General features: G+C 43.1%; 10 protein-coding genes. 4 read left to right on the forward strand and 6 right to left on the reverse strand.

Going from position 1 to position 10,443, the window contains the following annotated elements; all coding sequences use genetic code 11:
• Positions 1-129 precede the first annotated feature (129 nt).
• The 6 genes from rpsB to ompA all read right to left on the reverse strand — a co-directional run bounded on the left by rpsB (position 130) and on the right by ompA (position 4,549).
• Positions 130-852, reverse strand: a complete 723-nt coding sequence (gene rpsB, locus Q0203_RS04610; protein ID WP_209363253.1) for a 30S ribosomal protein S2 — start codon at positions 850-852, stop codon at positions 130-132.
• Between the two features lie 282 nt (positions 853-1,134).
• The gene (gene grxD, locus Q0203_RS04615; RefSeq protein WP_033002458.1) at positions 1,135-1,464 is read right to left on the reverse strand and encodes a Grx4 family monothiol glutaredoxin; all 330 of its coding nucleotides are present in this window, start codon (positions 1,462-1,464) and stop codon (positions 1,135-1,137) included.
• Between the two features lie 81 nt (positions 1,465-1,545).
• A complete protein-coding gene (locus tag Q0203_RS04620) occupies positions 1,546-2,349 on the reverse strand; it encodes a YgcG family protein (RefSeq protein WP_297929886.1) in 804 nt (267 codons plus the stop codon).
• Entirely contained in the window at positions 2,342-2,791 is a 450-nt protein-coding gene (locus Q0203_RS04625) for a TPM domain-containing protein (RefSeq protein WP_295976622.1), read from the reverse strand. Before Q0203_RS04625 ends, Q0203_RS04620 begins: the two co-directional genes overlap by 8 nt.
• 20 nt (positions 2,792-2,811) lie before the next feature.
• Positions 2,812-3,393 (reverse strand): LemA family protein, encoded by a 582-nt coding sequence (locus Q0203_RS04630; RefSeq protein WP_297929888.1) that lies wholly within the window; start codon positions 3,391-3,393, stop codon positions 2,812-2,814.
• Between the two features lie 100 nt (positions 3,394-3,493).
• Positions 3,494-4,549 (reverse strand): porin OmpA, encoded by a 1,056-nt coding sequence (ompA, locus tag Q0203_RS04635; protein ID WP_297929890.1) that lies wholly within the window; start codon positions 4,547-4,549, stop codon positions 3,494-3,496.
• A 409-nt stretch (positions 4,550-4,958) separates the two neighbouring features.
• Between ompA and Q0203_RS04640 the strand changes: the two genes are divergently transcribed.
• Genes Q0203_RS04640 through tpx form a run of 4 tightly spaced genes read left to right on the forward strand, consistent with a single transcriptional unit; the run spans position 4,959 to position 10,072 of the window.
• Complete coding sequence (locus Q0203_RS04640) at positions 4,959-8,048, forward strand: FAD-binding and (Fe-S)-binding domain-containing protein (RefSeq protein ID WP_297929892.1); 3,090 nt, start codon at positions 4,959-4,961, stop codon at positions 8,046-8,048.
• 7 nt (positions 8,049-8,055) lie between these two features.
• Positions 8,056-8,478 carry a hotdog fold thioesterase gene (locus Q0203_RS04645; RefSeq protein ID WP_297929893.1) on the forward strand — a complete coding sequence of 141 codons (423 nt, stop codon included), beginning with the start codon at positions 8,056-8,058 and terminating at the stop codon, positions 8,476-8,478.
• A complete protein-coding gene (gene hemH, locus Q0203_RS04650) occupies positions 8,471-9,532 on the forward strand; it encodes a ferrochelatase (protein WP_297929895.1) in 1,062 nt (353 codons plus the stop codon). Before Q0203_RS04645 ends, hemH begins: the two co-directional genes overlap by 8 nt.
• 39 nt (positions 9,533-9,571) lie before the next feature.
• Entirely contained in the window at positions 9,572-10,072 is a 501-nt protein-coding gene (gene tpx / locus Q0203_RS04655; protein ID WP_297929897.1) for a thiol peroxidase, read from the forward strand.
• Positions 10,073-10,443: the final 371 nt, after the last annotated feature.

A 10,443-nucleotide genomic window follows, 5' to 3' on the forward strand; every position in this document is an offset into this window, starting at 1 on the left:
GTCAGTTTAAAATGCGGTGGAAAAAGACCGCACTTTTAGATCTAAAAAATACAGGGAGCTATTTAGCCCCCTGCTTATTCATTAATCATCTGATTAATAAGGGCTTATGCCTTATCGCAATCGCCTGAATTATTCTGCGGCTTGCGCTAATTCTTCAGCAACCGCGGCTTCGTTACCACGACCTTCTTTGATCGCAGCAGCAGCAGAAGAAAGATAAAGTTGAATTGCACGTGCTGCGTCATCGTTACCTGGGATAACAAAATCTACGCCGTCCGGGCTAGAGTTAGTATCAACGATAGCAAATACCGGAATACCCAAGTTGTTTGCTTCTTTCACTGCGATATGTTCGTGGTCTGCACCGATAACGAATAATGCATCCGGAAGACCACCCATCTCTTTGATACCGCCAAGGCTTAATTCAAGTTTTTCCATCTCACGGGTACGCATTAACGCTTCTTTTTTGGTTAATTTGTCGAAAGTACCGTCTTGAGATTGCGTTTCTAAATCTTTTAAACGTTTGATGGATTGACGAACTGTTTTCCAGTTGGTCAACATACCGCCTAACCAACGGTGGTTTACATAGTATTGTTGACAGTCTAATGCTGCTGCTTGCACGGCATCGGTCGCTGCGCGTTTAGTACCAACAAATAATACTTTACCGTTGTTGCTCGCAATGCGGGTTAACTCAGCTAATGCTGCGTTGAACATTGGAACGGTTTTTTCAAGGTTGATGATATGAACGCCGTTGCGTGGTCCGAAAATGAATGGTTTCATTTTTGGGTTCCAGTAACGAGTTTGGTGACCGAAGTGAACGCCTGCTTGAAGCATATCGCGCATAGAAACTTGTGCCATAATAATTTTCCTTTTGTTTGGGGTTTAGCCTCCACATATCCAGCCAATCGACCGTTTGGCACCCCGATTTAGCCTTTCTGATATGTGTGTGTTTTAGTAAATTGATTAAAAAATAAACGTTACTTTTAAACAGCAAAATAACGCCGTGCTTTATATCATAAAGTGCGGCTGGTTTCCAGTAGATTTCGATTTTTCATCGTTTTATTAAAACAATTTACAAGGAATTAACTCACAAAAAAACCGCACTTGAGAAAACCAAAGTGCGGTTTTTTAGAAAACATTTTACGCTTGTGGATGTCTTGCAGCGACTTCTTCTAATAAGGTTTTGAGTTCACCTTGTTGATACATTTCCAATACGATATCACAACCGCCAACAAGTTCGCCTTCTACCCATAATTGTGGGAATGTCGGCCAATTGGCGTAAGCCGGTAACTCTGCACGAATATCCGGATGTTGCAAAATATCCACATAACCGAAGGGTACGCCACAGTTAATTAACGCTTCTACCGCGCGAGCAGAAAAACCGCAAGAAGGGAATTTTGGCGAGCCTTTCATGTAAATCAGAATCGGATTTTCGCTAATCTGTTTTTTGATTTTATCTAACGTTTCCATAATGTTCCTTATATGCATTGAAGAGAAAACGCGCGCATTGTATCACAAACAATGTGCCCGACCAATAAATCCAAAAGGGTATTACCAGCTACCACCAGCCCCACCGCCGTCAAAACCACCTCCACCGAAACCTCCACCAGAGCCACCGCCAAAACTGCCTCCACCAAAGCCACCGAAACCGTCACCGCCTCTGCCATTACGGCGACGATCTGACATTGATTGGCGCAATATTTCATTCAAGACATGGTTATTCGTTGGGCTGACGTAAGCGCGACGACTGTTAACCTCCGCTATCACCACAATCAAAATAAACAGCGCGAGCATGATAAAGGGCACAACATCCCCGAAATCCTTTTCCTCTTCCGCTTGTGCCGCAAATTCGCCTTTGGTGGCAGCAATAATGTAATCCAAGCCGTTATCAATGCCTTGAGCATATTGCTCGTTGCGGAAATAAGGGCGAATTTGGTTGCGAATAATTTGTGAAGCCAGCGCATCGGTCAACACGCCTTGCAAGCCTTGTCCCACCGCAATAAACAATTTTCGATCGTCTTTTGCAATGAGTAACAACACACCGTTATTCAGATTTTTCCGCCCGATTCCCCATTTATCACCTAATTCAAAGGCATATTGAGAAACCTCATATTCACCTGTCGTTGGCACAATCACCACTGCAATTTGCGAACTGGTTTCTTTGCTATAGGCTGCCAACTTCGCTTCTAATGCGTCCAACTCTTTTACTGATAACGTTTTCGTGTAGTCATTCACATAACGGAAAGGTTTCGGGGTATCAGGAAAGGTGACGGCAGAAACAGTCGTCGCCATAAAAATGCAGAAAAAAATGACCGCACTTTTTAAGCTCAATAAACTAAATACGCGTTTAATCATGAATGATCACCTCGTTATCCAGTTCATTTTGATCGTCCGGTTGAACCGGAAAATGCTGAATTAAGTGTTCACCAATTTTCTGCATCGAAGCCAAAATACCTTCTGTATATTGCTTTTGTTTAAAATGCGCAATCATGCGGGCACATTCTGTTTGCCAAAAGTCATCGCCCACATACTGATGAATACCAATGTCTCCGATAATCGCACATTGACGATCATCATAGGCAATATAAATCAACACGCCATTACGAGCCGCCGTTTGATGCATTTCCAGTTGTGAAAAAACACCCAACGCACGTTCATAAACAGAAAGTGCGGTCGGTTTTGACGGTATTTTTCGTTCGATAAAAATCCGAAACTCGGCGGAGGTTTGTCGCTCAAGGCGGGCGATTGCCGCCTCAAGCTGTTTTTTATCTATCGGGATTTTTGCAAATAATGGCATCGCGCCACCTTATTGTCCGTTTAGTTAAAATTCACTGTCGGCGCGTTTTCAGCACCGGCAACAGATTTGAAATAAGGTTTTTCTTTGAAACCAAAAATCATCGCAACCACTTTGGTTGGGAAAGTACGAATTTTTTGGTTGTATTCACGTGCCGCTTCATTGAATTTATTACGCGCAACGTTAATGCGATTTTCGGTACCTTCTAATTGCGCTTGTAAGTTCATAAAGCCTTCGTTCGCACGCAATTCAGGATAATTCTCTACGCTCACCAATAAGCGGGACAAGGCTGAACCTACTTCATTTTGGCTTTGTTGGAATTGGGTTAATTGATCTTCCGTTAAATGAGACGGATCAATTTTGGTTTGCGTTGCTTTTGCGCGCGCTTCAACAACACCGGTTAAGGTTTCTTTTTCAAAGTTTGCCTGACCTTTCACGGTATTCACTAAATTTGGGATCAAATCGGAACGACGTTGATAAGTCGATTCTACATTTGCCCACACAGAATTAATTTGTTCTTCCGCGGCAACCAAGCCGTTATAACTTGGAATTAAGGCCATAGCCGCAACAACGGCAACAATAATCAGAACAAGCCATTTTTTCATTTTTTTTCCTTACAATCATTAAACTTAGCTAAAAAACAAAAGACCTAAACATAGGTTTAGGTCTTTTTTATCTATTTAAAAATAATTAACAAAAAGTCAATTATTTAGAACCGCTAACTGCGATTTCTACACGACGGTCATCAGCTAAACAAGCGATAAGCGCTTTACGGCCTTTAACTGCGTCACATTTGTTACCAGTAACTGGGTTTGCTTTACCATAACCGGTTGCAGAAATAGCGTGTTGAGAAACACCTTTGGACACTAAGTAGTTAGCAACGCTTTCAGCACGTTTTTGAGATAATTTTTGGTTGTAAGCATCAGAACCGATACGGTCTGTGTAACCTGCAACTTTAACGTTAGCACTGTTAACTTGTGCGATTTCGCCGTAGATACCATCTAATACGTTACGAGCTTGTGGTTTTAAGTCAGCTTTGCCGAATGCGAAAGTCACATCAGAGTTCAAGTTGAAAGTTTTGTTTACTACTTTCGCTTCAGGTGCTGGCATAGGCGCTTGACCTTGACCGAAACGGTAAGATAAACCTAAAGCAACAGTACCCATGTTCGGAGAGAACTCTGCGTGACGTCCACGTGGAGCTGGACCATTTTTAACAAGAGCTTTACCTAAGTTACCTACACGAGCAGTCCATTGGTACTCTAAACGTGCTGCTAATTCTGGAAGAATTGCGTATTCAATACCAGCTGCTAAAACCGGAGATACTTTGAAGTTGTGAGCTTTTAATTTACCGCCTGCTACTGGAGCTTTGTAATCGCTACGGATTAATGCTGCACCAACACGGCCATAAACGTCTAAATCTGCTAATACAGGGTAGCTTGCTTTAAGTGCTAAAGTAGTACCGTGTGCAGTGTGTTTAGCTTCAGTTTTGTCTTGGCGGCTTTTGATTTTAGAACCACCGAAATATTCATAACCAACTTCTGCTGCTAAGTTGTCAGTGATTTGGTAACCACCAAATACGCCGTAGTTCACAGAGTGACGGTTTACATCATAACCCGCATTACGAAATTGGGTGAAACCGTTGTGAGAAGAAGTCCAACCGGCTTTTGCGCCAGTATAGAAAGTGTTAGCTTGTGGTGCAGCTTGTGCTACAGTTGCTGCTGCTAAACCAGCGATAGCTAATGCGATTGCAGTTTTTTTCATTTTGATGATCCTCTTAAATGTAGTCATCTATTTAAATTAAAACAAGTATCAGCTGATGTAGCTGAAAACCAACACAAAGGAATTGTGTTACCTGCTATCTTAACCTGTTCGATCTAAAAAGTCATCTCAAGGCAAAGATATTACATCAATAAAGCAAACTTGCTCTACTCTGTCTTTTGGGGCAATTCATATCCTTATGTGAAGGACTGTCCAAAAGTTCGCGTATTATCCTACCTAAAAAATGGAAAATCAAATCATCGATCACTCTTTTGCTCAAAATTTAAACAAAAAAGACCTTTTTATTGACAATTTTTTAATCAACTTCCTGATTTTATGACATAAATATCGTCGCCCTTGCGTTCTATGTTACACTTTGACGACTTTTAGCTTAAATAGAGAATGGTGCAACATGCTACCCCGCTTAACAAAGATCCCTCAACTTTCTCCATTAGTCAGTGATTATTTAGATGCGCTACGATTGCAACATTTTGAAGGAGAGATTGCCTCGAATTATGCCGATCGTCTGAGCCTCGCCACCGACAACAGCGTTTACCAACAACTTCCGCAAGCCATTTTATTTCCGAAAAGCATTGCCGATGTGGTTCGTCTAACGAAACTCGCACAACAGGAAAAATACCTTTCGCTGACGTTTACGCCACGTGGTGGTGGCACCGGTACGAACGGGCAATCCATCAATAACAATATTATTGTTGATCTCTCTCGCCACATGACAAAGATTTTAGAACTCAATGTAAAAGAACGTTGGGTGCGCGTGCAAGCCGGCGTGGTGAAAGATCAGCTTAATCAATTTCTAAAACCGCACGGTTTATTTTTCTCGCCGGAACTCTCCACCAGTAACCGCGCCACCTTAGGGGGAATGATCAATACGGATGCGTCAGGGCAGGGATCTTTACAATATGGGAAAACCTCCGACCACGTGCTCGGTTTACGCACTGTGCTCATCAATGGCGAAATTTTAGAGACAAGTGCGGTCAAATCTGACGACATTTTTCGCTATACAGAAGAAAGCTCTCTCTCTGCCAATGTAAAAAAAATCCATCAAGAGATTTTTCAACGTTGCAAAGACAAACGCTCACAAATCCTGAATGATTTACCCCAACTGAACCGTTTTCTAACCGGTTACGATTTAAAAAATGTGTTTAACGATGATTTAAGCGAATTCAATTTAACCCGCATTTTGACAGGTTCTGAAGGCTCACTTGCTTTTATTTGCGAAGCTACATTGGATTTAATGCCGCTGCCACAACATCGCACATTAATTAACATTAAATACAATTCTTTTGATGCGGCGTTGCGCAACGCGCCTTTTATGGTCAAAGCCAATGCACTTTCTGTAGAAACCGTAGATTCCAAAGTGCTGAATTTGGCTAAACAAGACATTATTTGGCACTCCGTCAAAGAACTGTTAACAGAAGACGCACAACATCCGATTCTTGGCTTAAATATAGTGGAATATGCCGGCAATAATCAGGCATTAATTGAAAAACAAGTGGCGCAGTTATGTGCACAATTGGATCAAAAAATTGCTGAAGGCAAAGATCATATTATCGGCTATCAAGTTTGCGATCATTTGCCGTCCATTGAACGTATTTATGCCATGCGGAAAAAAGCCGTAGGGCTACTTGGCAACGCAAAAGGTGCAGCAAAACCCATTCCTTTTGTGGAAGACACTTGTGTGCCGCCGGAGAATCTGGCGGATTACATTACCGAGTTTCGCGCTTTATTAGATAGCCATCATCTGCAATACGGTATGTTCGGTCATGTGGATGCAGGCGTGTTACACGTTCGTCCTGCGTTAGATTTATGCGATCAAGCGCAAGTTAAATTATTCAAACAGATTTCCGACGAGGTGGCAGAACTCACCCGCAAATACAGCGGTTTAATTTGGGGTGAACATGGCAAAGGAATGCGCTCGCAATACGGCGAAAAATTCTTTACGCCCGAATTATGGCGCGAATTACGTTACATCAAATTCTTATTTGATCCGCAAAATCGCCTCAACCCAGGGAAAATCTGCACGCCGTTAAACAGCGAACAAGCACTTTATTCCATTTTATCGCCAATGCGAGCCGATCTCGATCGCCAAATTCCCGTTCAAATGAAAGAAGAATTTATCGGTGCCATGAATTGTAACGGTAACGGGCTATGCTTTAACTTTGACGTCCACAGCACCATGTGCCCGTCTATGAAAGTGAGTAAAGATCGCGTTTTTTCACCGAAAGGGCGTGCTGCCATGGTGCGTGAATGGTTGCGTTTATTAGCGAACGAGCAAGTTACCCCGGCGCAATTGGATTTCAAACAGTCCACGGTAAAACTCACGGATATTGTGCATAAAATCCAAAACAGCTATCAAAAACGCCGTGGCGAATACGATTTTTCTCATGAAGTGAAATCGGCAATGGATACTTGTCTGGCGTGTAAAGCTTGCGCCAGCCAATGCCCGATTAAAATCGACGTGCCTAGCTTCCGCGCAAAGTTCTTCCATTTTTATCACCAGCGTTATCTGCGCCCCATCAAAGATTATGTGGTATCCAATGTGGAATATGTTGCGCCGCTAATGGCAAAACAAGCGAAGCTCTTCAATTATTTTACAGCGACTAAATTTAGTCAAAAAGTGGCAGAAAAATGTTTGGGCATGACGGATTTACCGTTGCTCTCCACGCCAAATCTGCAACAACAACTCATTCAACTTGGCCATCAAAACGCCTCATTAGAGCAATTAGAAAGTTTAAGTGCGGTGGAAAAACAACGTGTTTTGCTTATCGTGCAAGATCCATTCACCTCTTATTATGATGCCAAAGTCGTTGCCGATTTTGTGGCGTTAACGCAAAAACTGGGCTTTACGCCAGTGGTATTGCCATTTAAACCCAACGGTAAAGCACAACACATTAAGGGCTTTTTAACCCGTTTTGCCAAAACCGCAAAAAATCAGGCTGAGTTCCTTAATCGTATGGCAAAACTGGGTATGCCTTTGGTCGGTGTGGATCCCGCCATTGTGTTGTCGTATCGTGACGAATATAAAGAAATTCTTGGTGCTGAGCGCGGTAATTTCCATGTGCTGACCGCCCACGAATGGCTCAAGCAACAGTTGGATAACGGCATCTTGTTATCCGCACAAAACACTGAAAAAACCGACTGCACTTTTGAGTCGCATCAGTGGTATTTATTCCCACACTGCACGGAAACGACTGCGATGCCAAACAGCGGCAAAGAATGGCAACACATTTTTGCCGCCTTCGACCAGCAGTTGCAGGTTGAAACTGTCGGCTGTTGCGGCATGGCAGGCACTTTCGGGCACGAAACCCAGCATATTGAAATGTCGAAAGCCATTTATGAAGCCTCGTGGGAGAAAAAGCTGCAAAGTAAAGATCCGAACTTCTGCTTAGCCACCGGTTATTCCTGTCGTAGCCAAGTGAAGCGTTTCGCCCATTATCAGCCGAAACACCCTGTACAAGCCTTATTAACTTTATTGAAATAACAACACCATGAGCATTTGGAAGAAACACCTCACGCTACAACAACTAAATGACTTCTGCCAACACTGTGCCGTAGCACATTTAGGCATTGAATTTACCGCACAGGGCGATGATTGGCTGGAAGCCCGTATGCCGGTGGATCACCGTACTACTCAACCCATGGGATTTTTACATGGTGGCATTTCCGCGGCACTTGCGGAAACCGTTGCTTCCACTGCTGGTTTTTGCTGTGTAGAAGCAAATCAGGCTGTCGTTGGTTTAGAGATCAATGCAAGCCATTTACGCCCGGTGAAACAAGGCTATGTTTGCGCTAAATCAAGCCCGATTCGTTTAGGCAAAAACGTTCAAGTTTGGCAAATTGACATTCGGGACGAGCAAGATAAACTATGCTGCGTTTCACGTTTAACTCTTTCTATTATCACACATGACTAATTTAAAAATCGGCGTCATTCTTGCCAATTTAGGTACGCCAGACTCACCAAGTCCTAAGGATATTTCCCGTTATTTATGGCAATTTTTAACGGATCCACGTGTTGTGGATTTACCGCGTTGTAAATGGTATCCGTTACTTAAAGCCATTATTTTGCCGTTGCGTTCTAAACGTATTGCCAAAAATTATCGTTCAATTTGGACTGAACAAGGTTCTCCGTTAATGGTGTTTACCGAACAACAAAAACAAGGCTTAATCGACTTTTTCCAACAACAGCAACTGGATGTGGAAATCGAAATCGGTATGACTTATGGCAATCCGTCCATGCCAAGTGCGGTACAAAAACTACTGGAAAAACAAGTGGAACACATTATCGTGCTACCGCTCTACCCGCAATACAGTAGCACCACCACAGGCGCGGTGTTCGATGCTTTTGCCAACGCGTTAAAACAACAACGTGGCATTGTGCCCTTTGATTTTATTCATTCATATCAATTAAATAAAGATTACATCGCCGCCTTAATCGAATCCTGTAAAGTGCGGTTAAAATCCGATGAGTTTTTGCTATTTTCCTTCCATGGCATTCCATTGCGTTACGAAAATACCGGAGATTATTACCGAACCCACTGCCAACAAACCGCAGCCGCGGTGGCACAAGGGTTGGGCTTAAATGAAAAACAATGGGGTTTAACCTTCCAATCCCGTTTTGGTAAAGAAGTGTGGTTGCAACCTTATACCGATGGATTTATTTCTAATGCAGCACAACAAGGTATCAAAAAAATGGCGGTGATCTGCCCGGGCTTTGCGGCAGACTGCTTGGAAACCTTGGAAGAAATTTCGGAAGAAAACAAAACGTTATTTTTAACCCACGGCGGAGAAAGCTTTCAATATATTCCTGCCCTCAACGCAGAACCGGCACACATTGAAATGTTAGGCAAATTGGTGATGAGCCAAATAGCGAAAATGAAATGCAATAACTGCAATTCGCCAAATATTGATGTGATTCCAACTATTTCTGTGCCAACTACAAGCCATTTAAGCAGTCGTTGTCATTAATCTTGACAACCTTTTTACTTCATATTTAAGGAGAACATTATGAATAACGTCACTTTAGCAGGCAATCCAATCGATGTTGCAGGCCGTTTCCCACAAATTGGCGACCGACTCACTGAACTCACATTAGTGAATAATGAATTGAGCGATGTAACCCTAAACACCTTTGCCGGTCAGCGCAAAGTGTTAAACATTTTCCCAAGTATCGACACCGGTGTTTGCGCCACCTCTGTGCGTAAATTTAACGAAAAAGCCGCAACATTGGCTAACACCGTTGTACTTTGCATTTCCGCTGACTTGCCTTTCGCGCAAATCCGTTTCTGTGGTGCTGAAGGCATCGACAAGGTAAAAACCCTTTCCACGTTCCGCCACCACGAGTTACACAAAACCCTCGGCGTTGACATTACATCTGGCCTTCTCGCCGGCCTAACCGCCCGCGCCGTTATTGTATTAGATGAACATAACAATGTGCTACACAGCGAATTAGTGTCTGAAATTAAAAACGAGCCGAATTACGACGCTGCACTTGCCGTGTTGGTCTAATCACGAATAAAGCAAAGTGCGGTGGTTTTCTCTGTGTGTTAAAAACACTTGGAAACTCCACCGCACTTTTGTTTTCAGGGCATTCGATGGCACAGACTTCATAGCGTGTATCGATAATCCATTGATATGAAATGGCACGCGTTAGGAAACGCGCGCCATCAAAAAGGCGTAACTCACGATTTCATACGTAGGCTGCATCTTGATACACGACCAAACCACGCACGGAACGTTATTTAACCCTTTCGGGTATTCATGATTTCGTGCGTAGCGTGCATCTTGATGCACGACCAAACCACGCACAGAACCTTATTTAACCCTTTAGAGCATTCACGATTTCGTGCAACGAGTTGCACGCTACGATTCTGGTGGAC

This window comes from uncultured Aggregatibacter sp. (assembly GCF_938046485.1).
Lineage (GTDB): Bacteria > Pseudomonadota > Gammaproteobacteria > Enterobacterales > Pasteurellaceae > Aggregatibacter.

Coding starts and splice junctions, on each gene's coding strand:
- rpsB (WP_209363253.1), bottom strand. CDS start 852: ATGGCACAAGTTTCTATGCGCGATATGCTTCAAGCAGGCGTTCACTTC.
- grxD (WP_033002458.1), bottom strand. CDS start 1,464: ATGGAAACGTTAGATAAAATCAAAAAACAGATTAGCGAAAATCCGATT.
- Q0203_RS04625 (WP_295976622.1), bottom strand. CDS start 2,791: ATGCCATTATTTGCAAAAATCCCGATAGATAAAAAACAGCTTGAGGCG.
- Q0203_RS04640 (WP_297929892.1), top strand. CDS start 4,959: ATGCTACCCCGCTTAACAAAGATCCCTCAACTTTCTCCATTAGTCAGT.
- Q0203_RS04630 (WP_297929888.1), bottom strand. CDS start 3,393: ATGAAAAAATGGCTTGTTCTGATTATTGTTGCCGTTGTTGCGGCTATG.
- ompA (WP_297929890.1), bottom strand. CDS start 4,549: ATGAAAAAAACTGCAATCGCATTAGCTATCGCTGGTTTAGCAGCAGCA.
- tpx (WP_297929897.1), top strand. CDS start 9,572: ATGAATAACGTCACTTTAGCAGGCAATCCAATCGATGTTGCAGGCCGT.
- Q0203_RS04645 (WP_297929893.1), top strand. CDS start 8,056: ATGAGCATTTGGAAGAAACACCTCACGCTACAACAACTAAATGACTTC.
- Q0203_RS04620 (WP_297929886.1), bottom strand. CDS start 2,349: ATGATTAAACGCGTATTTAGTTTATTGAGCTTAAAAAGTGCGGTCATT.
- hemH (WP_297929895.1), top strand. CDS start 8,471: ATGACTAATTTAAAAATCGGCGTCATTCTTGCCAATTTAGGTACGCCA.